This is a genomic window from Ferrimonas futtsuensis DSM 18154 (assembly GCF_000422645.1).
GTDB lineage: Bacteria > Pseudomonadota > Gammaproteobacteria > Enterobacterales > Shewanellaceae > Ferrimonas > Ferrimonas futtsuensis.
Genome location: NZ_AUGL01000017.1, coordinates 51,761 through 72,626 on the forward strand (window position 1 = coordinate 51,761; position 20,866 = coordinate 72,626).

The 20,866-nt window shown below is 60.3% G+C and carries 22 protein-coding genes; 8 read left to right on the forward strand and 14 right to left on the reverse strand.

Annotated elements, in window-relative coordinates:
- Positions 1-2: 2 nt before the first annotated feature.
- From G505_RS23190 to G505_RS0112120, 7 genes are all read right to left on the reverse strand, one after another.
- Complete coding sequence (locus G505_RS23190; RefSeq protein ID WP_169628216.1) at positions 3-176, reverse strand: hypothetical protein; 174 nt, start codon at positions 174-176, stop codon at positions 3-5.
- A 78-nt stretch (positions 177-254) separates the two neighbouring features.
- Positions 255-1,631, reverse strand: a complete 1,377-nt coding sequence (locus tag G505_RS0112095) for a DEAD/DEAH box helicase (RefSeq protein ID WP_028109791.1) — start codon at positions 1,629-1,631, stop codon at positions 255-257.
- A 100-nt stretch (positions 1,632-1,731) separates the two neighbouring features.
- On the reverse strand, positions 1,732-2,271 hold the full coding sequence (locus G505_RS0112100) for a carboxymuconolactone decarboxylase family protein (RefSeq protein ID WP_028109792.1): 540 nt from the start codon (positions 2,269-2,271) through the stop codon (positions 1,732-1,734).
- A 120-nt stretch (positions 2,272-2,391) separates the two neighbouring features.
- The gene (locus G505_RS0112105; protein WP_028109793.1) at positions 2,392-2,952 is read right to left on the reverse strand and encodes a hypothetical protein; all 561 of its coding nucleotides are present in this window, start codon (positions 2,950-2,952) and stop codon (positions 2,392-2,394) included.
- Between the two features lie 141 nt (positions 2,953-3,093).
- Positions 3,094-3,366: a hypothetical protein gene (locus G505_RS0112110; RefSeq protein WP_028109794.1), complete on the reverse strand. Its 273-nt coding sequence runs from the start codon at positions 3,364-3,366 to the stop codon at positions 3,094-3,096.
- Positions 3,367-3,707: 341 nt separating this feature from the next.
- Positions 3,708-4,931 carry an NAD(P)/FAD-dependent oxidoreductase gene (locus G505_RS0112115; protein ID WP_028109795.1) on the reverse strand — a complete coding sequence of 408 codons (1,224 nt, stop codon included), beginning with the start codon at positions 4,929-4,931 and terminating at the stop codon, positions 3,708-3,710.
- A 2-nt stretch (positions 4,932-4,933) separates the two neighbouring features.
- Positions 4,934-5,959 (reverse strand): proline racemase family protein, encoded by a 1,026-nt coding sequence (locus G505_RS0112120; RefSeq protein ID WP_028109796.1) that lies wholly within the window; start codon positions 5,957-5,959, stop codon positions 4,934-4,936.
- A 219-nt stretch (positions 5,960-6,178) separates the two neighbouring features.
- On the opposite strand from G505_RS0112120, the gene G505_RS0112125 reads away from it, so the two are divergent.
- The 5 genes from G505_RS0112125 to G505_RS21440 all read left to right on the forward strand — a co-directional run bounded on the left by G505_RS0112125 (position 6,179) and on the right by G505_RS21440 (position 11,673).
- Positions 6,179-7,093 (forward strand): dihydrodipicolinate synthase family protein, encoded by a 915-nt coding sequence (locus tag G505_RS0112125; RefSeq protein WP_028109797.1) that lies wholly within the window; start codon positions 6,179-6,181, stop codon positions 7,091-7,093.
- A gap of 10 nt (positions 7,094-7,103) precedes the next feature.
- A complete protein-coding gene (locus G505_RS0112130; protein ID WP_028109798.1) occupies positions 7,104-8,105 on the forward strand; it encodes a 4-hydroxyproline epimerase in 1,002 nt (333 codons plus the stop codon).
- Between the two features lie 9 nt (positions 8,106-8,114).
- Positions 8,115-9,671 carry an aldehyde dehydrogenase (NADP(+)) gene (locus G505_RS0112135; protein WP_035385361.1) on the forward strand — a complete coding sequence of 519 codons (1,557 nt, stop codon included), beginning with the start codon at positions 8,115-8,117 and terminating at the stop codon, positions 9,669-9,671.
- Positions 9,672-9,767: 96 nt separating this feature from the next.
- Positions 9,768-10,448 (forward strand): GntR family transcriptional regulator, encoded by a 681-nt coding sequence (locus G505_RS0112140; protein ID WP_028109800.1) that lies wholly within the window; start codon positions 9,768-9,770, stop codon positions 10,446-10,448.
- Positions 10,449-10,581: 133 nt separating this feature from the next.
- Positions 10,582-11,673, forward strand: coding sequence for a ketoacyl-ACP synthase III (locus G505_RS21440; protein ID WP_035385362.1), 1,092 nt, complete (start codon positions 10,582-10,584; stop codon positions 11,671-11,673).
- Between the two features lie 57 nt (positions 11,674-11,730).
- Here G505_RS21440 and G505_RS0112150 read toward each other — a convergent pair whose 3' ends face one another.
- Complete coding sequence (locus G505_RS0112150; protein ID WP_051216136.1) at positions 11,731-12,297, reverse strand: hypothetical protein; 567 nt, start codon at positions 12,295-12,297, stop codon at positions 11,731-11,733.
- Between the two features lie 252 nt (positions 12,298-12,549).
- On the opposite strand from G505_RS0112150, the gene G505_RS0112155 reads away from it, so the two are divergent.
- The gene (locus G505_RS0112155) at positions 12,550-13,659 is read left to right on the forward strand and encodes a hypothetical protein (RefSeq protein WP_028109802.1); all 1,110 of its coding nucleotides are present in this window, start codon (positions 12,550-12,552) and stop codon (positions 13,657-13,659) included.
- Position 13,660: 1 nt separating this feature from the next.
- On the opposite strand, the gene G505_RS21445 is transcribed toward G505_RS0112155, so the two are convergent.
- Together G505_RS21445 and G505_RS0112165 are read right to left on the reverse strand one after the other, a co-directional pair.
- The gene (locus G505_RS21445) at positions 13,661-14,320 is read right to left on the reverse strand and encodes a 3'-5' exonuclease (protein ID WP_051216138.1); all 660 of its coding nucleotides are present in this window, start codon (positions 14,318-14,320) and stop codon (positions 13,661-13,663) included.
- Complete coding sequence (locus G505_RS0112165) at positions 14,317-16,161, reverse strand: DUF294 nucleotidyltransferase-like domain-containing protein (protein ID WP_028109803.1); 1,845 nt, start codon at positions 16,159-16,161, stop codon at positions 14,317-14,319. The genes G505_RS21445 and G505_RS0112165 overlap by 4 nt, the downstream gene beginning before the upstream one ends.
- A 96-nt stretch (positions 16,162-16,257) precedes the next feature.
- Here G505_RS0112165 and G505_RS0112170 point away from each other — a divergent pair, with 96 nt between their 5' ends.
- Positions 16,258-16,482 carry a hypothetical protein gene (locus tag G505_RS0112170; RefSeq protein ID WP_035385363.1) on the forward strand — a complete coding sequence of 75 codons (225 nt, stop codon included), beginning with the start codon at positions 16,258-16,260 and terminating at the stop codon, positions 16,480-16,482.
- Between the two features lie 92 nt (positions 16,483-16,574).
- On the opposite strand, the gene G505_RS0112175 is transcribed toward G505_RS0112170, so the two are convergent.
- From G505_RS0112175 to G505_RS0112185, 3 genes are all read right to left on the reverse strand, one after another.
- Positions 16,575-18,281 carry a sodium:solute symporter family protein gene (locus tag G505_RS0112175; protein WP_028109805.1) on the reverse strand — a complete coding sequence of 569 codons (1,707 nt, stop codon included), beginning with the start codon at positions 18,279-18,281 and terminating at the stop codon, positions 16,575-16,577.
- Positions 18,282-18,290: 9 nt separating this feature from the next.
- On the reverse strand, positions 18,291-18,557 hold the full coding sequence (locus tag G505_RS0112180; RefSeq protein ID WP_028109806.1) for a DUF4212 domain-containing protein: 267 nt from the start codon (positions 18,555-18,557) through the stop codon (positions 18,291-18,293).
- Between the two features lie 357 nt (positions 18,558-18,914).
- Positions 18,915-19,514: a thiol:disulfide interchange protein DsbA/DsbL gene (locus tag G505_RS0112185; RefSeq protein ID WP_028109807.1), complete on the reverse strand. Its 600-nt coding sequence runs from the start codon at positions 19,512-19,514 to the stop codon at positions 18,915-18,917.
- 217 nt (positions 19,515-19,731) lie between these two features.
- Here G505_RS0112185 and G505_RS0112190 point away from each other — a divergent pair, with 217 nt between their 5' ends.
- Positions 19,732-20,190 (forward strand): hypothetical protein, encoded by a 459-nt coding sequence (locus tag G505_RS0112190; protein WP_028109808.1) that lies wholly within the window; start codon positions 19,732-19,734, stop codon positions 20,188-20,190.
- Here G505_RS0112190 and G505_RS0112195 read toward each other — a convergent pair.
- Entirely contained in the window at positions 20,187-20,849 is a 663-nt protein-coding gene (locus G505_RS0112195) for an SIMPL domain-containing protein (protein WP_028109809.1), read from the reverse strand. The two genes, G505_RS0112190 and G505_RS0112195, sit on opposite strands and share 4 nt — an antisense overlap.
- Positions 20,850-20,866 lie beyond the last annotated feature (17 nt).

A 20,866-nucleotide genomic window follows, 5' to 3' on the forward strand; every position in this document is an offset into this window, starting at 1 on the left:
ACTCACCTGTCGGAGTGAATCACATCTTGATCGGCAGGGTGTTTGAGTTCACCGGGTTCATGATCACGGGCCTGCTTCTCATGCAGGGCTTCAATCAGCTTACGATTGTACTCGGCGAAGTAGATGTCCTCCGCCGCCTTGGCCCTGAGCCTCATGCACTCCACGAAATCCGCCATCTCTGCCCCCTTTGTCAGCTCCTACGCCTCTCCATTAAGGGTAGTTCAAGGGGGAATGAGATGGCGGTCCGTACCAGATCAGGCGTTGGCCTGTGGCTTCCGACGTCGACGACGGGGCTTGGGCGCAGCCTTGGCGCCATCGCTACCCTGAGGACGCTGACCGCCTGGACGACCGCCCTGGGGTTTGCGGCGGGGAGGACGCTTGGGTTCAGCTTTAGAGTCGGCCGGGGGCTGCTCCCCCTCGACAGAGTCCGTGGGCTTCTTCGGCTTCTTGGGCTTTTTCTTCTTAGGTGGACGGATGGGCTTGGAGTCCGCCAGGGCATTGTGAGGCGCGTGCCCCTCCAGCACCTCCCTGTCCAGGTGGCGCTGAATCAACTGCTCAATGGCCACCAACTGCTCATGCTCATCCTGACAGACCAGGGAGATGGCATGACCGCTGGCCCCGGCGCGACCGGTACGGCCGATGCGATGAACGTAATCCTCTGCCACCTGGGGCAGATCGAAGTTCACCACCTGAGGCAGCTGGTCGATGTCCAAACCACGGGCAGCGATGTCGGTGGCCACCAGTACTCGGATGGCACCGGACTTGAAGTCCGCCAGTGCCCGGGTGCGCGCCCCCTGGCTTTTGTTGCCATGAATGGCGGCAGCGGTGATCTTGAACTCTTCCAGGTAGCGGGTCAGGCGGTTGGCGCCGTGCTTGGTTCGGGTGAACACCAGCACCTGCTGCCAGTTGTTCTTGCCGATCAGCTCGGCCAGGGCCAGAGGCTTACGCTTCTTGTCCACCGGGTGCACCACCTGCTCCACGGTTTTGGCGGCGGCGTTGCGCGGAGTGACTGAGATCTCAACCGGATTGTGCACCAGGCCCTTGGCCAGATCACGAATCTCATCGGAAAAGGTGGCGGAGAACAGCAGGTTCTGCCGTTTGGCAGGCAACAGGGCCAGAATCTTCTTGATGTCGCGGATAAAGCCCATGTCCAACATGCGGTCCGCTTCATCCAGAACCAGAACTTCCAGCTGATCAAAGCGCACCGCATTCTGCTGATAGAGATCCAGCAGGCGACCCGGGGTCGCCACCAGCATATCGACGCCCCGACTCAGCGCCTTCATCTGTGGATTGATGGACACACCACCGAACACTACCGCAGAGCGCAGTGGAGTGTTCTTGCCATAGTTATCGACACTCTCCTGCACCTGGGCGGCCAGTTCCCGGGTAGGAGTCAGTACCAGGGCGCGACACTTGTTGCCCCGCACCCGCTGGCCCCCAAGCAGACGCTCCAGAATGGGCAGGGTAAAGCCGGCGGTCTTACCGGTACCAGTCTGGGCTGCGGCCATCACATCCTGGCCCTCCAGGACGGCTGGGATCGCCTGAGCCTGAATGGGAGAAGGAGTCTCGTAGCCAAGGTCTTCTATGGCGTCCAGGAGGGGCTGGGAGAGGCCCAGATCGGTAAACTGCATCGGCATCTTCTGTATGAGTCGGCTCACCCCTGTGGTGGCCGGGGTGCGCAGTGTACCTGAAAGCGGTTGGGTCGCCACTCTTTTTTCATTGTGCTCAAGGCTAACTGTAGGGTTCAAATATCTTGTCCAGGGGCGTATGCGCCAAGTGATTGGTGTAGTTGCTCATCACTTTCTGGCCGATGGCCAGCACCATATCCAACAGATTTGCCTTACTGAACCCGGCACTGAGAAAGGCCTGGCGCTGAGCCTCGCTGAGCCTGCCACGCTCGCGAACCAGGGCCAGAGTGGTCTCCCTGAGCAGCTGCAATCTGGGGTCCTGAAGAGGCACGCCAGCCTTCAGTGCCTGGATAAGCCCCGCTTCTACCCCCATTCCATGAGCAATGGCAGTATGGGCCGGCAGGCAGTAGTGGCACTCATGAAAACCGTTGATGGTCTGCCAGACCACGGTGCGCTCCGCATCATTGAAGCTGGACGCACAAAACAGCTGGTGCGTCATCTTGTAGGCCTGCAACAGCTGCGGAGATTCCGCCATCACCGCATGCAGGTTCGGGATCATGCCGAACTCCCTGCGAGAGCCCGCCAGCAAAGGCTTGCTCTCGCTCGGAGCATCGGTTTCGGAGTAGAGGGTGAAGCTGAGCATTGCCACTCCCGGACAGGTGATTAAAATCCAAGCCGAATTAGGCAGGGTTACTGACCCTGAGTCAGGCCAACATCGCCATATAGGCGCCGTCAGCCCTCAGACCAGCTTCCCCTGCGGCCATCAGTAAAGGTCGATCACAAAGAGGCAATCGAATGCGATGGGATCGCCCGGATTTCCGGCAAAACTGGTCATGTCCACCATACCAGACAGCCTGACGGTTCCCATGGCCCCGGCAAAACGGCCAGTGCCCCACAGGATGGCATTACCGGTTCCTGCCGCTCCTGTGACATGGGTGACCGCCTGCCCCGACGGCGTCATGGTGTTTTGAAGGGTCGGTTGTACCGAGGTGTTCCCCCGAGTGACCAGGGTCCCTTGAGGAAGATGAAAGTAGGTGGTCCCCACCAGGGCAACACCCGTGCCCACCGGCGTCACGTGCGACAGACAATCCGTTGCCGTGCCGATGTGGCGGCGGTTGTGGGCGTCCATCAACTGCACATCGAAGCAGATGGCATCATCATCCAAGCCATCCCCGTCGATGTCCGGAACCGTACTCTGATACATGTCACCGGACCCAACCAGGTTCAGCACCAGATGATTACCCGCTCCCTGCTCTTTCGCCGACGTGGGCAAAGTAACCAGGCAGGTCAACACAGCAACAGCCATACAGAGAGAATGTTTCATGGTTCTGCTCCTTGGGTTGCGAATCCAGAAATGGGCCAACATGGGAAGTTCGTGTACCGCAAGGAATGAGACTAGGCCAGATGGGCCAAACCGACCAAGGAAAGTTGTAATAGAAGGCTTCAGCGCAGTCGGTCTTAGGGGTTAGCCGCTGACAGAGGGTCCTCCCCCCACCTGAATTCTCTCCCGGGGACAGTCGGTCCAGAGAAACACCGCCTGGCCATCGGCACCAACAAAGCGGTATCCACGCAGGGCCTGGGTGCAAATGCCGTCCGACACACACTGCGCTTTAAGCTCGGGTGCCATCTCATCCAGGCTGAGTACGCCGGTACAGAGCCAGGGGCCACCGGAAATACAAAGGCGCTCTTGTCCCAGACAGAGCAGCTGATCAACATCAGGGGGAGCAAAGAGGTTCATGACCGGCTCCAGTCTCTGAAGAAACCGATGCAGGCAGGGTTAGAAAGGCTGTCTTGCCTACGCATATCCGCGATAAAGGCTTCTGACACGAGACGCTCCTTGTCCTATCAGAACTCACTAGTGAGAATAGCAGTCTCCTATGGCTAACGCCTCATAATAAGAGGAATTGATTTGGGTATTTGATTAGAAGAACGTGGATTCGGGATCTGGCGCTCGTCCCAGAGTTCACTGTGGCACAGGAGCGAACCCACATGCCGCATTGGGGGATGTGAGAGCGTGTTGCCGGAAAACAACATTGAGGCCCGCAATCAAACGGACCTCGACCCATTGGCCGGCACCGTTCAACAGAAGCGGTCGATGCGGTATGGGGCAAGGTCAACGTGTGGGGAGCGGCCCAGCATCAATGCGGACATCAGACGGGCACTGGTGGCCGCCTGGGTAAGCCCCAGATGCTGGTGGCCAAAGCTGAAGTACACCTTAGGCGAACTGGACGCCGACAGCACAGGCAGGGAATCCGGCAGCGATGGGCGAAACCCCATCCAGGGCTCTCCCGGTTGCCCGGTTATTGCCGGCAGCAGAGCCTTGGCGTGGGGCAACAGGATCTCGGCGCGTCTGGGGTTCATGGGCGCCTGCAGCCCGGCGAACTCCACGGTGCCCGCCAGCCGCGTTCCGCCAGCCATCGGGGTGACAATGAATTTGCGCTCGGCACTGGATACCGGGCGACTCAGTCCGCTCTCTCCGCGGATCATCAGGTGGTAGCCGCGTTCAGTATCCAGGGGCACCCGGTGCCCAAGCTGGGCGGCCAGAGGCCGGGACCAGGCCCCGGCGCACACCACCAGTTTGTCCGCCTGAAGTTGCCCTCCCCCTTTGAGTGTGACCGAGCCGGTGACATCGATGGACCGGGCCTCCCCCTGGACAAAACCCACCCCTTCCTTTCTCAGGGCGTCCACCAGGGCCTGGCAGATGGCGAAGGGATCGACGCTGTGGCCGGTATCGGGAAACAGCAAGCCGCCAGTCAAGGAGGGGGACAGGGCAGGTTCCAACTCATGGAGCTGCCGGGCATCGAGCCACTCAACCCGGACTCCGGCCTGACGGAAGCCGTCCGCCATCCGTTGTTGTTCATCATTAGCCGTGGACTCGAACACCAACAGACTGCCGCGCTCACTCAGCAGCGGCTCTGCGCCAATGGAGGCCAGCAGAGTCCGCCAGTCCGCGATCGCCCGGCCATTGATGGCGCTCAGGGCCCGCTGGTTCTGGCGACGGCGCGAAGAGGTCATGTTAAACAGAAACCTCAGCATCCAGGGCAGCACCCTGGGCAGGTACTTCAGCTTGATTCGAAACGGCCCCAGGGGATCGAGCAACATCCGCGGGATCTGGGGCAGCAGCGCCGGATCGGCCAGAGGAAATACCTGCTCGGTGGCAAAGTGGCCGGCGTTGCCATAGGAGGCACCGCGCCCGGGCTCATCACGCTCCAGCACGGTGACACGGGCTCCCTGCGCTTGCAGCTCCCAGGCCAGGCTCAAACCGATGACACCGCCACCTATGACAATGATGCTCTCGCTCATGCTCACCTCAGGAAAAAGCCTTGGCTAAAGGGATCCGAGGGCTCAAGCACAAATCGGTGAGTCCCGGTTATCCAGGCCCTGCCGCCGACCCTGGGCAGCACCGCCTGCTTGCCGTGGAACGCCATCGACTCGGTGGCGGTGACCGTCATCCGGCCGCCGACGATACTCTCAATGATCAGAGTCTGACCCAACTCCACCTCCCCCTTGGCATACAGCAGGGCAACGCGCCCCGCCACCCCGGTTCCGGTGGGACTGCGGTCCACCTCACCGTCGGCGAACACGCACACATGTTTGCTGTGGTGACCAGAGGCGCAGCAGGCTGAGGTGAAGATGGTGCCGTAGAGAAACCCCAGGTCCTCCTCTTGAGGGTGGCTGAAGCCGTGGCTGGTCATCACCGCTTGCTTGATCGCCCTGCCGTGGCGAATCAGGGCGGCGATATTGTCTGCACTGCAATCGAGCCCCAGTGCGTCGGCATCCACATAGGCATAGTAGGCCCCGCCGAAACCGATGTCGTACTCCACCGGCCCCAACCCCGCCACATCCACACAGCCATTGAGGGATTCCGCCCAGGAGGGCACGTTGAGAAAGTCCGATTTAATCTGCCCCTGCTCCTGCCAGATTCGGGCGCGAATCAGGCCTGCGGGGGCATCGATTCTGATCTCTCTGGGGGTCGAACTTACCTTTATGACACCGCATTTGGCCGCCACCTGGGTGACCGCCAGTATGGCGTGGCCACACATGCTGGAATACCCCTCGTTATGGAGAAACAGCACGCCAAAGTCCGCTCCCGGCGTCACCGGCTCGGTGATCAGGCACCCATACATGTCTGCATGACCTCTGGGCTCATGCATCAGCAGGGTGCGGTACTGGTCCAGGTGTTCGGCCAGGTAACGGCGCTTCTCCAAAAGCGTCCGGCCAAAAACAGGCGGGTAGCCTCCGGTAATGATCCTCAGAGGCTCGCCCTCGGTATGAGCGTCCAGGGTGGTGATCCCCTCCAGGGCCAGCTCCTTCGGCATATCAAACTTCATTCCCTTGCCTCCACATCCTAAGTGCAGCGTGTCCTTCGGCAGCATTGACACCGCCACCGAAGAGACCCTCTCCATAAACAGCCTCAACAGCTATCTTCCCCGATCCTTGTCGATTCGTTAACCTTAAAGTAACATAAATTTCGACATTGCATACAATATACATATCGGTCATGATGATTTTCAGACCGGTACTATGGAAAACAATAAGGAAGGATCCCCATGAAAGTAACCTGGAACGGCGTCTATCCAGCCATCTCCACCCAGTTCCGCGACGACGGCAGCATCAATTTTGAGTCCAATGCCCGCATGCTCAATCAGCTGATTGACGATGGCATCGACGGTGTCATCGCCCTGGGCACAGTGGGCGAGAACTGCTCCCTGAGCCCACAGGAGAAACGGGCCTTTCTCAAGCACACGGTGGAAGTGGCCGCAGGCCGGATTCCGGTGATCAGCGGCTGCGCCGAAACCACCACGGAGTTTGCCAAGAGCTTCGTCAATGACGCGGAAAAGCTAGGAGTGGACGGCATCATGCTGCTGCCCGGCATGGTGTACCGTGCCAACCGTGAGGAGACCCTGTATCACTATCAGCAGGTGTCCCGGGCCACCGCCCTGCCCATCATGATCTACAACAACCCGGTGACCTATGGCGTGGATGTGGACCTGGAGATGACCCAGATACTGGCCCAGGAGGCCAACATCGTCGCCATCAAGGAGTCCACCACAGACACCCGCCGCATCACCGAGCTTCATAACCAGTTTGGCGATCGCTTCATCGTGTTCTGCGGCGTCGACGACATCGCCCTGGAAAGCCTGATGCTGGGCGCCACCGGCTGGATCTCCGGGTTGACCAACGTCTTCCCCAGAGAATCTGTGGCCATCATGAAGCTGGCACGAGCCGGTCGCTATGACCAGGCCAGGGAGATCTGGCGCTGGTTCCTGCCGCTGTTGCGACTGGACACGGTTCCTCACCTGGTGCAGTGCATCAAGTTTGCCGAGCAGTTAGCGGGACGGGGCAGCGAGAACGTACGGGCCCCCAGGCTGCCCCTCTCCGGCGCCGAGCGGCAACGGGTCACCAAGGTGTATGAAGACGCCATCGCCACCCGGCCCGATCTGAGTCAATTCAATCTGGACTGAGGAGGGCGCCATGTTAAAGGGAACCTTTGCCTGCATCGATGCCCATACCTGCGGCAACCCGGTGCGACTGGTCACCAGCGGCCACCCCAACCTCAAGGGCAGGACCATGAGTGACAAGCGCCAGGATTTTCTGGCGCATCATGACTGGATTCGCCGGGCTCTGATGTTTGAACCCCGGGGCCACGACATGATGTCCGGCGCCTTCCTCTATCCCCCCTGCTCTGAGCAGGCTGATGCCGCCATCCTGTTTATTGAGACCTCAGGCTGCCTGCCCATGTGTGGCCACGGCACCATAGGCACCGTCACCGCCGCCCTGGAGGCGGGATTGATCACCCCCAGGGTAGCGGGGGAGCTGCGTCTGGATGTGCCTGCCGGGCAGCTGCAGGTGCGCTACCAACAAAGCGCCGGCAAGGTTGACTGGGTCAGGCTGACCAATATCGCCAGCTACCTAGCCCACAGAGAGGTCACCCTGAGCGTACCGGGACTGGGCGATCTCACCGTGGATGTCGCCTACGGCGGCAACTACTATGTCATCGTCGACCCACAACGCCACTATCCCGGCCTGCGTCACTGGGGCGCCGAGAAGATCCTGCGCTGGAGCCCCCTGGTGCGCCAAATCGCCCAACAGACGCTGGACTGCGTTCACCCTCTGGATGCCACGGTGCAGGGGATCTCCCACGTGCTCTGGACCGGAGAGCCGCTCCATGGCGATTCCGACGGTGCCAACGCGGTGTTCTACGGAGAGAAGGCCATAGACCGCTCCCCCTGCGGCACAGGTACCAGTGCCCGCATGGCCCAGCTCCACGCCAAAGGCTTGCTGGATACCGGGGAACAGTATGTGCACGAGTCCATCATCGGCAGCCAGTTTATCGGCCGGGTGGAAGCCACCACCGAAGTGGGTCCCTACCCCGCCATCCAGCCCTCCATTCAGGGCTGGGCCCGGGTGACCGGCCACAACACCATTACCGTGGATGACGACGATCCCTACGCCTTCGGCTTCCAGGTTCTCTAAGGAATATATATGAACCAGATATCAGGACAGCATCTAATCAACGGCCTGTGGGTAGGAGAACCCAACGGGGGATTCTCCAGCTTTGACCCGGAGCGCAACGAACCCCTTCCCTGGCATTTTTGCGACGCCAGCACCGGGGAGCTTGAGGCTGCGGTAAACGCCGCCGATTGCGCCTTTATGGAGTATCGGCTGTGGTCAGCAGAGCAACGCGCCCAGTTGTTGGAGGCGATGGCCGAGGCCATCGACGCTCTGGGTGAAACCCTGACCCGGGTCGCCACTCGGGAAACCGCCCTGCCCGAGGCGCGACTTAACGGTGAGCGCGGCCGCACCTGTGGTCAGCTGCGCTTGTTTGCCCGGCAGCTGCGCGAGCCCAAACAACCGGCCATCATCGACCTGGCCCAGCCGGATCGCCACCCCCTGCCCAAACCGGATATCCGGCTGGATCACCTGCCCCTGGGGCCGGTGGCCGTGTTTGGCGCATCCAACTTTCCCCTGGCCTTCTCCGCCGCCGGCGGGGATACCGCCTCAGCCCTGGCCGCCGGCTGCCCGGTGGTGGTCAAGGGCCATCCAGCCCATCCGGCCACCACAGAGCTGGTGGCCAGAGCCATGCTGGCCGCCATGGAGAAAGTGGGCGCTCCCCGTGGCGTCTTCAACCTGCTTCAAGGCCAATCCCCCCGGTTGTCTCAGGATCTGGTCAGGGCGCCAGCCATCCAGGCCGTCGGCTTCACCGGCTCCTTCAAGGTGGGTCAGGTGCTGAGCCAGATCGCCGCCGGTCGCCCCCAGCCCATCCCCTTCTTCGGTGAACTGGGCAGCCTCAATCCTCAGTTGCTGCTGCCTGAGAAGCTGGAACAGGACGCCGAAGCCCTGGCCGAGCAGCAGCACGGGTCGATGATGATGGGCCAGGGCCAGTTCTGCACCAGTCCGGGGCTGGTGCTGATGATCACAGGCGCAGGCGGCGAGCGCTACCTGACCAGGCTCTCCAACCTGATTGAACAGCAAGGACCCGGCACCATGCTGACCCCGGGGATTGCCCGGGCCTATGCCGAGTCGGCCGACCAGCTGATCTCCTCCGAGGGCGTCACCCTGGTAACCCAAGGGCAACCCTGTACCCAGGCCAACCAGAGCCGGGCCCTGGTCGCCAGCTGCAGGGGGGACACCCTGCTGGCCAACCCGGACCTGCTGGAGGAGGTGTTTGGCCCCTGTACCCTGGTGGTGACCTTCGACGGTCGGGAGCAGCTGCTGCAGGCCATACGTACCCTGCCCGGCCAGCTCACCGCCTCTGTCCATGGCTCCGAGCCGGAGATGCAGGATGAGCGGACGTTGGTGATGGAACTGGCCTATCGGGTCGGTCGGCTTATTGCCAACCAGATGCCCACCGGCGTCGAAGTGTGCCACGCCATGCAGCACGGTGGTCCCTGGCCCGCGTCTACCCACAGCCAGTCCACCTCGGTGGGCGCAGAAGCGATCAAGCGCTTCACCCGGCCCCTGGCCTGGCAAAACCTGCCCCAGAGCCTGTTGCCCCAACACCTCAGTGATCGGAGCACAACCCCTCAGCTGCGTTACTGACCAGGCCCACACCCAGGCCCGGCAACGGGCCTGCGGCTTTTCAATCTCAGTTAAAGTAGTTACCCTATAGTTTGTGTAATCAATAAGTAAGCAACTATGAGTCAGGCCACTCCCATTGTTCACAAGACCCGTACCCAACTGGTGGTGGAGGTTTTACGTGAGAAGATCCTCTCCGGCGACATCAAGGCCGGTGAGCCTCTGAGGCAGAGTGCACTGGCCGAAGAGCTGAACGTCAGCCGCATTCCCATACGAGAAGCCCTGGTTCAGCTGGAAGCCGAAGGCTTGGTGAAGTTCGAAGCGCACAAGGGCGCCACCGCCACCGAACTCTCCGCCGAGCAGGCCAGCGAACTGTTTGAACTGCGCGCCCTCATCGAGCCAGACCTGCTGGCCAAGTCGATTCCCAACCTTTCCCAGGCTCAACTGGACGCCGCCGAAGCGGTGCTGGTGCAACTGGAGTCCGCATTTCGGGAAGAGAACGCCATCAACATGTGGAGCGAACTCAATACCCAGTTCCATTCGGCCCTCTACCTGGGTGCCAACCGTCCCCAGGCAATGGAGGTGGTGAAGAGCCTCAACACCAACTCCGACCGCTACATCCGGCTGCAGTTGCTGCTGACCGGCGGCATCCCCAGGGCGGAAAACGAGCATCGTGAGCTGCTCGAGTTGTGCCGCCAGGGCAAGATTGAAGAAGCGACTACCCTTCTAACCAACCACATCCTGCATGCTAAGTCCGGCGTTGAACGCCTGGTGCAGGAGCACGTCAATAATCAACAATAATGGACGGGGCCGCGAGCCCCGTTGCACTATCACGCCTCGGGGGGGACATCCTCCTTCACCGCTGGTATGATGCTGCAATTCCGAGTGGTGGTGTGACCAGTTGACCACACCCCGTGCTTTTTGGAGAGCGTTCATGCTACATGCCCAGATTACCGGCTGGGGTAAGTGTTTGCCCCCAGCAACCCTGACCAATGACGACCTGGCCACCTTTATGGATACCTCAGATGAGTGGATCCGCAGCCGCACCGGCATCGGCCAGCGTCACATCAGCCACGTCAGCACCTCAGCCATGGCCACCGTCGCCGCCAAACACGCCCTGGCCGCCGCCGGCCTCGAAGGCAGCGATCTGGATATGATCATCCTCGGCAGTGCCACGCCGGACACCCTGGTGCCCAACATCGCCGCCACCGTGCAGGCGGAAGTTGGCGCCCAGTGTGCCGCCTTTGACATCAACGCCGCCTGCTCCGGCTTCCTCTATGCGCTGGGTTTGGCCACCGCCCAGATCCGCAGCGGTCAGAGCCGCAAGATTCTGGTGATCGGCGCCGAGCGCCTCACCTTCCTGCTGAACTGGCTGCAGCGAGACACCGCCGTCCTCTTCGGAGACGGCGCCGGTGCGGTGATTCTGGAAGCGGTTGAGAGCGAAGAGCCAACCGGCGTCCTGAGCTACGCCATGAACAACGATCCCCAGGCTCGTGACATCCTCAAGGTGGACGCGTTCGGCAGCGACATGGACCGCTGGAGCGAGGATGCCACCGACTTCCAGTTCCAGTTTGAGGGGCGGGAGATCTTCAAGCGGGCCATCGCCGGCATGTCCTCCCTGGGCAAGAAGGTACTCACCGAGAGCAACACCCCGCTGGAGGCTGTGGATCTGGTGGTGCCACACCAGGCCAATGTGCGCATCATCGACACCCTGATCGGCAAGATGGGCCTGCCTGCCGAGAAGGCGTTCATCAATATCGAGAACTACGGCAACACCTCGGCGGCCACTGTGCCCATCGCCCTGTGCGACGCCCTGGAACAGGGCCGCATCCAGCCTGGAGACACCCTGCTCTCCTGCGCCTTCGGTGCCGGCCTCACCTCCGCCGCCGCAGTGATCAAATGGGGTGACCGGGTCACCCCGGTGAACCGCTGCGATGCCGAGCTGCCCCCTTGCGAGCAGACCGGCCTTGAGTTGATCGCTCCGGCCGTGGCCGCCGCCAAAGCCCAGTTGGCCGAAAAGCAGTAATCTCTGAAAACGGAAACGGCGCCCATGGGCGCCGTTTTTTTTGCCGCATCCTATTGTTCAGACAACATCTACGCGAGCCGCATCCCAATAGAGATCGCTGTCATGCAGTGTCGCCAGTGCCCGGTTCAGGCCGCCAAAGCTGTCGAAACTGCGCTGCTCACCGGTCAGGCAGTACCAGACGAAGCGGTAGCAGTTGTCCCTGAGCAGGTCATACTCGCGGTACTGATAGAGTGCCGTCGCGGCCCTCTCCACAGCACCAGGCACGATCAACGGCCTGTGGTGACGATCCACACAGACAAACAGCTTGCGTCCGCTGCGGCCATGGATGAAACGTCTGGGAGACACCACCCGAACCAGGCCGCTGCCGTGAAGTTCCACAATCTGGTCTCGGGCCACCCACACACCGACGTGCTCCACCGCACCAAACACATGACAGGCCACCAGCGACCCGGGCTGAGGATCGACCCTGGCCTTGCCCTCATCCCACTCACTGGGACGCAATTTGAGCTGTGGCGAACGACTGCGCTCATGGTAGCGTCGCTGGCGCGTCCTCTCACGACTGCGCTTGTAATCTGCCGCAGCCAGACCACCGGCCAGGGCCGCCAGGATCCAGGGTAAGGCCATAGGCACCTCCAAACTGCTGACTTATCTATTCTATATCCTAGCAATGAACCTCCCAGGCGCCAGAGAGGGAAACTGTTACCGAATTTTTTCTGAAAAAATTCGCGAATTATCAGCAAGATGACCGCCAGGTCACAAATCAGAGAAAATCTGTCTCCGTATGGCCAGGAATCAAACAGCCAGGACTAAAGTTTCCAGGGCGCAGCACCGACAATGTCGCTCTGCACTAAAAGCCCCAAAAGGAACTCGGCTCCCATGAAACACCCTCTGCCCCAGAGCGCCCTCATCCTCTCTCTGCTGCTCAGCGGCTGCCAAAGCACCCCGAAACTGGTGGAACAGCAGCAGGCCCAAGCCCAGGCCACCGAGCACTATCTCAATGCCCAGTCACACCTTGAACAACTTGAGTCCAGGTTCTCCGCGCTCAATGCCCTGGATCTCAGCCGATTTGCCCCGGACCAGGTGAAGGCGGCCAAAGAGGCACTGGAGGAAGCCCGGGAGGAGTTTGACGACATCCGCTATACCCCCGCCGAAGCGGACGAGGGAGACGTTGAGGATATCCTGCTGGCCGTCAACCAGGCCAACACCGCCCTGGACAGTGCCAACCTGATTCGTCAGACCGCAGAAAAGCAGCTGGCTCCGACCCTGGAGATGATGGCGATTCTGGATAAGTTGGACGCCGCCTCCTTCTACGCTCGAGAGATGCAGCGCGCCGAGGCGACCCTGGAGGATATGCTGGAGGATGTGGCCGACGGTGATCTGGAGGATGCCCGGGAAGAGCAGGCCGAGCTGTTGCTGTTGCTGCAGGCTCTGGAGGTGAAAACCGTCGAAAAGCGCGAGCTGAGCGCCCTGGTCAAGCAGCTGGAACAGATGAAACGCAACCGCATGGCCAAGATCGTTCCCATCAGCTTTCAGGGCACGGTTGCCAGCCTGGAGATGGCCAAGTCAGTGATCGCCGCCGATCCCAGAAACTCCCTCGCCATCGCCCAGGCGGTCGCCAAAGCCGAATTTGAACTGGACCACAGCCGCCACATAGCCCAGATGGTCAGCCACCTGCGCGCCATGGACAACGAGGACTTTGAGGCCTTTGTGCTCAGAGCCGAAGGCAGGCTGCATAAAATTGCCCAGGCACTGGACGGTGTGGACCGACGCAATCTGGCCCAGGATCAGCAGACAGACTCTGTCACCCAGGCCATCGCGATGCTGAAGCATCAGCTTCTCGCGCAGCGCCAGGCCATTTCAGACGCCAAATCGGCGGCTGCCGTTCAGGAAAACGCCTCCGCCAAACCCGCAGCTGCGCCGGAGGCCCCCACGGGTGAGTCTGAGTCCGACGCCATCATGACGGATGCGTCGACCCCCTCCCCCTGATTCAGGGCCCCAACAGCTCCCCCAGTCCCGGATTACCGCCCATGGCACCAGCCTGCGCCAGCAACAGTTCGGCGCAGGCCAGGGCATCCACCAGGGCATCGTGGCCCTGGTAGTAGGGCAAGCCATGGCGGTCCCGGCAGGCTGCCAGGGTGAGATCCCCGGCCGCCAGGGGTTTGCCCTGGCGCAGCAGCCGGCGCTGTTCCAACTCCAGTGTGTCCACCGCCAGCAGTGGCGCATCAGACACCCCACACTCTTTCAAAGCCCGGCTGAGGAACGCCAGATCCAGCTCGGCGTTATGACACACCAGGATCTTGCCCTCCAGCAGAGGCCAGAGACGCTCAAGGGCACCTGACAACGTCAGAGCCTGTTCCAGCTGACCATCGACAATGCCGTGGATGGTGGCCGAGTGGCCGACGCTGGCGGTGGCTTTCACCAACTGATAGAAGGCTTGGCCACACTGGATGCGTCCCGCCTCGATGGGCACGGCGCCGATGCTGACGATCTCATCCTCTTTAGGGTTAAGGCCGGTCAGTTCCAGATCCAGTGCCAACAGGGGCAACTGCAGGAAACGTGCCCCGATACAGTCTGTGGCAGGCACCGCTTCAGCACAGCGCCAGGCCTGCCAGCGCCAGCGCCACAACCTGCTGCTGAGCAGGCTCACAGCTGCTTCCCATATTTGAGCTTCACCCCATCCTGAGCCTGCCCCACCACCACGAAGGCGTCTTTGAGCTGGTGACGCACTAACTGAGACAGGGAGCGCGGCTCGAGGTAGTTGCTGGCCCCCTCCCCCGCCTGCCACTGGCGTTCGTGGTTATCCAGCCGCTGCTGGCGAATGAACTCCAGGGCATCGGCAATGTTGAGGGCGTCCCTACGGGTCAGCAGACCCGCTTCCATCGCCGCCTTGAGACGCCGGGGGGTTTCCACCTCGTCACTGCCACACGCCAGGGCATACAACCGGCCGATGTCGTTGACGATGGCCAGCCCCCGATGCTTGAGATCCACCCCCTCCTTCTGTTCGCCGTCCTTGTCCAGCACCCACTGACGGAAGAATCCAAGAGGCGGACGGCGGCTGACGCTGTTGCGCGCCAGATAGGTCAGGAAAAAGTCCGACTGACTGGCCTGGTGCACCACATAGTGCTGAAGCTGTTTCGCCAGTGCCAGGTCTCCGGCGATGCCGCGGATGTCGAAAAAGATGGAGCTGTGCATTACCGCCATCGGCTCAGGCTCGAGAATCCAGCGGTCAAACTGCTGCGTCCACCCCTCCATGGAGAGACACCACTTGGGGTTCATCGCCATCACTTCGCCCTTGCACAGGGTCTGACCACAGCGATCCAACCCAAGGCAGACGAACTCCGCCAGCTTGAGGAAGTAGCTGCGCTCCTCCTCATCGGGCTCCTTGGCGAGCAGCAGCCCGTTGTCCTGATCGGATCCCACCACCTGATCCATGCGCGCCTGAGAGCCGAATGCCAGCCAGCACCAGTTGATGGGGGCCGGCCCCAGCTCCTCCTTGGCCAGATTGATCAGCCTTTCGGTCAGACGGTCAGAGATGGCGGTCAGCAATCGGCCCACCTGTTCGGCGGAAACATCGGCGGCCACCTGAGCCTTGACCAGATTCGGCACCCCTTCCATCACCCGCACCAGGGCGTCCAGATCTTTACAGCGGTTCAGCTGCTTGATGATCAACGCCGGATCCGAGTCCAGCTGACGCATCAGATCATTGCTGGTCACCAAGCCCACCAGTTTGCCACTCTCGGCCACAGGCAGGTGATGAATGTTGTAGCGGGTCATCATCAGCTGGGCATCAAACCAGGTGGATTGAGGTTCGGCGCACAGGGGATCGGCGGTCATCACTTCACTGACCAGGGTGGTCACCTCGACCCCCTTGGCCAACACCCGGTTACGCAGATCTCTGTCGGTCAGAATGCCGATGATCCGCCCATCCTCGGTGATGGGCAGGCAGGAGATGCGGTGCTCACTCATCTTGGCGGCGGCCTCGGCGATGCTCATCTGGCTTTCACCACTGACCACATTGGCACTCATCACTTTGGCCAGCTTCATGGAGTTGGTGTGCCTGTGGCTGTCGTAACGCTCCCCCAGGCGGATGCGTTGGCCATGCTGTCGATTGAAGAAGCGCTCAAACTCCTTATGGTGATAGCGAAGTTCATCAAACATCACCTGAGGAATCAGATAGAGCAGGCCATCCTCGATGATGTGGATATCGGCGGCGGTAGGCTCGCCGGTGAGCAGCGCCCGGAAGCCGAAGCTCTGGTGGCTGTCCAGACGAGCCAGCAGTTCGCCCTCCTTGCTGCGCAGCTCAAACACGCCACTGGCGATGAGGTAGAGGCAGGGGTTGGCCGGGTCAAACTCGATCATCCGGTCACGGCGACTGGCGTAGGCGATCTCAATACTGGCGGCGCACCGCTCTCTCGCCTCTTGTGGCAGGGTATCAAAGGGCACAGTATCAGACAGGAACTGCACCAGCGGGGTAAGACCATGATCCATTTCGGTCTCCTAAGGCTTTATCCTTTAGTCGTAATCGGCTCGTGCCGCAGATCGCTCTTTGATAATCTCAGAGCATAACTGGCAAGGAGCCCCACTATGTTAACAATAATTGAATCACTCTTCTTATTCGGCGGTGCCCTTTTGGTGCTGACCGCACTGACCCTCTACAGCAAGCGACAGAAACATCTGCATGGCTTCTGGCAGGTGTGGGTCGGCAAGCTCAAGGATTTCACCATCGGCGAGTTCCGCTTCTATCGGATGGGCGTCCTGTTTCTGTTCATCGGCATCATTTTGCGTATCGTCAATCTCACCATGATCTGACCCTTGAAGACCAGGCCTGCTGGCTGGCATGGGAGAACAGGGATAAAGAAAGGGGCGGTATTACCGCCCCTTTTTCTTTACTGGTTTTGGCTTTAGTGGGCCTGAGCCTTACCAGAGCCTTTCGGGAAGCGAATCTGTTCAACCAGATCCTGTACATCCTGAGGCACTGCCGCGGTTACCTTGCTCACCGCAAAGGCCACAATGAAGTTCACCATCATACCCAGGGTGCCGATCCCCTCAGGGGAGATACCGAACCACCAGTTATCCGGGTTATTCCCCGCAGGGTTGATGAACTTGAAGTAGATGATGTACGCCGCGGTGAAGGTGATACCGGAGATCATGCCGGCAATGGCACCCTCTTTGTTCATCTTCTTAGAGAAGATGCCCATGATGATGGCCGGGAAGAAGGACGACGCTGCCAGGCCGAAGGCAAACGCCACCACCTGAGCCACAAAGCCCGGCGGATTGATTCCCAGATACCCCGCCACCACAATGGCGACGGCCGCAGCCACTCGGGCGTAGGTCAACTCCTGTCTGTCCGTGATGTTCGGCATCAACGACCGTTTCAACAAGTCGTGGGACACCGACGTCGAGATCACCAACAGCAGACCCGCCGAGGTCGACAGGGCCGCAGCCACACCACCGGCCGCCACCAGAGCGATCACCCAGTTGGGCAGCTCGGCAATCTCGGGGTTGGCCAGTACCATGATGTCGCGGTCGATCTTCATCTCGTTGCGCTCATCGCCGGAGTAGAACATGCGACCGTCGCCGTTCTTGTCTTCCCAGCTGATGAGGCCGGTATCACTCCAGTTCTTCACCCAGGAGGGGGCTTGCTCGCCAACGATGCCACGGCCATCTTCACCGTTAATGGTGTTGATCATGTTGACCCGGGCAAAGGAGGCAACTGCAGGGGCGGTGGTGTACAGCATGGCGATGAACACCAGGGCCCAACCGGCGGACAGACGGGCGTCACTGACCTTGGGTACGGTAAAGAAGCGCACAATCACGTGTGGCAGACCGGCAGTACCCACCATCAGGGCGGCGGTAATGAAGAACACGTCAATGGTACTCTTCGACCCGTCCGTATATTGACTGAAGCCTAACTCCGTCGATAGCCCATCCAATTTATCCAATAGATACATCCCCGACCCGTCATTGAGCGTCGAACCGAAGCCCAGCTGAGGCAGAGGATTGTTGGTCATCATGATGGAGATGAAGACCGCAGGCACCAGGTAGGCGGTGATCAGCACGCAGAACTGGGCCACCTGGGTGTAGGTGATCCCCTTCATGCCGCCCAGTACCGCGTAGAAGAACACGATGGCCATACCGATGACCACACCGGTGACGATGTCCACTTCCAGGAAGCGGCTGAACACCACGCCCACGCCACGCATCTGGCCGGCCACATAGGTGAAGCAGACAAAGATGGCACAGACGACAGCCACAATACGGGCCACCTGGGAGTAGTAACGGTCACCGATGAAGTCCGGCACGGTGAACTTGCCGAATTTACGCAGGTAAGGCGCCAGACACAGAGCCAGCAGTACATAACCGCCGGTCCAGCCCATCAGGTATACGCCGCCATCGTAACCCATAAAGGAGATCAGGCCCGCCATTGAGATGAAGGAGGCGGCTGACATCCAGTCGGCGGCAGTGGCCATGCCGTTGGCCACGGGAGGCACCCCGCCGCCGGCCACGTAAAACTCGGTGGTGGAGCCGGCCTTGGCCCAGATCGCAATACCGATGTACAGCGCAAAGGTCAGACCGACGATAATAAAGGTGAGTGTTTGCAGATCCATGTTGCTCTCCTAGTCTTCCTGAACTTTGTACTTCTTGTCCAGGGCGTTCATCTTGGCCACATAGACAAAAATCAACGCCACAAAGACGTAGATCGCCCCCTGTTGGGCAAACCAGAACCCGAGCTTAAAGCCAAATAGCTTGATGCTGTTCAAGGGCTCCACCAGCAAGATGCCAAAACCAAAGGAGACCACAAACCAGATCACCAGCAGTGACAACAGCAGCCTGAGATTTTCCTTCCAATACGCTTTGGCGGATTCGGTGCTTTCGAATGCCATAATCGCTCCCCATGTTTCCATTCTTGTAGTAGTGATCGCCCATCCAATGCGCATCCGGCCTGTGCAACTGCTTCTTGAAACACAACTTCTGACGTTGGATAGATGTGAATTGACACAATGAGCAACACCAGGCCGGATGCAAAGTGTGATCGGCATCTCGTCGGTTCTAACCTAGCAAGGGGAGTGGCCTGCGCCTCGTAGACCTTAGTCTAAGGTTGCGCAACGCCAGGCAAGGCCAAACTCAAAAACCTTTTAATATCAAGGCAATATGTGGCAATTTAGCAGGGGATGCCAGCCGCTAGACTTTGGTCGAACTGGGGGGGGAGGAGCTGGCCGGGCATCGCCCGGCCGAAAGGATCAGGGGTTGGTCATCAGGTACTCAACCAGGGCCACATAATCGGCCAGAGTACGTCCGGGGTTCACAACAAGATACTTGCCGTTTACCAGCACCGAAGGCACGCCGGAGATCCCTGCCAGCATGGTCCGGGTGTCGCTGTCAGCCAGCTTCAGCTTCAGGTCTGCACTGCCAGCGGCCTTTGCGTAGTCCGCGGCGCTGACGCCATGCGCCACGAAGAACTGCTCCAACTCGGCATCGTTGTGAATCGGCTTGCCGTCACGCTGAATGCGCTCGAAAAACGCCTTATGGGTCTGTTGGTTGACCCCAAGGATCTCACTGATGTAGAAACCCTTCGCCGCCAGCTTCCAGCTGTCGCGATTGAAACCCACATGGGTCTTCTCTACATGGACCTTGTCGCCCAGTGCCAAAGTGATCTGCTTGAACGCCGGATCGAAACGGTAGCAATGGCCACAGTAGTAGGAGAAAAACTCCCTGACCACCGGGGTCTTGGACTCAGACAGGCCATCCACCACCTTGTAGTGAACCCCCTCTTTAAACTCCTGGGCCGGAACCACAAAGGCTACGGTCATCAGCGCTAGCGCCAACAGTCTCGCAATCACAACGTTTTCCTCTTAAAAATTCCGGGGTGGCAACGCCTTGCCTCCCGCTATTGCCGCCTGAACCTCTTCAGGCTGACGTTCTTGACACATGTTAACCCAGGGGCTGACCAATCCCAAATGGTTACAAAGTAAAGGTATTTGCGCCTGGCACACCCTTTGCAAACTTCCTGCTCAGTGAATACCGCTCCTGTAAACAGCGACAAAAAAGAGGACCATTATGAACATCAGCAGCAGCCATGCACAACTGACCCAGGGGCCCCAGCCTGGGCTGGACCGTATCCAGCAGGCCGCCAAAGAGCGAAAGGCGCAGATGGACCAGCAGCCCGCTCAGACCAAGATCAGCCAGGTCAAGAATCCGGTCGAGACCACCAAGGACAGGGTTCAGGTCCACGCCCAGGAGTTTGATGGCGAGCTGGCCAAGCTGATGCAGGCCAATGAGGCCAAAAGCCAGGCCTTCATCAAAGAGGCCCAGGGACTGATGCAGGCCCAGGGCGGCGGCACCCTGAGTCAGGTGCTCGGTGGCGGCGCCGCCGATCTGACCAGGGCCGCCGACACCCTGAAAGAGGTGGAAAGCAGCCTGGGGGCCCGCCAGCAACAACTGCTGGACAGCCCCCAGAGCCTCAATGGCGGGGACCTGCTCGGCATGCTCAACCAGGCCCGCTCGGCGTTGTTCTAGTCCGTCAGCCCGACCCGAATCAGCACGGTGGCCGTCATCTCCTGGCCGCCGGGTTGATAGGCCACATCTGCCTCCATTCGGCTCATGGCCATCATGGGTCTGGGCATGCCACCGCGAGACTCCTGAATCATCAGCACCTCACCCAGTTTGTTGCCGCTGACCTTAGCCAGCCGTTTGGCTTTGTCCATGGCGTCTTTAAACGCGGTTTCCATCAACTGCTTTTCGAAGTTGCCGCCATCACTGGACCAGTACCTGGGCTCGTCCACCTGATTGACGCCGTTTTCCAGCAGCAGCGCCAGCCACTTGCCGGACTCTCCCGCATCAAGATTCAGGCCGATGCTGCGTGATGCCCGGTAGCCCACCAGTTCACGGGTGCGATCTTGGTAGTGGTATTCTGGGCTCACCCGCAGAGAGCCGGCATCCACGCTCTGTTTGGGAATTCGATGTTCGCGAAACAGCGCCAGTAACCCGGCCACCTGGGCATCCACCTGCTCCTTGGCGCTGACCGGGTCCTTGGCCACCAGTTCGATGCGGGACTGAAGGTGCACCTTGTCCACGGGCAGCTGACCCTGTGCCTGTCCGGAGACCTCAACCCAGCGGCCTTCGGCCATGGCGCCGAGAGGCACCGCTATCAATACCGCCATCAACCAAGCCTTCATTTTGGCCTCCTTAAGTA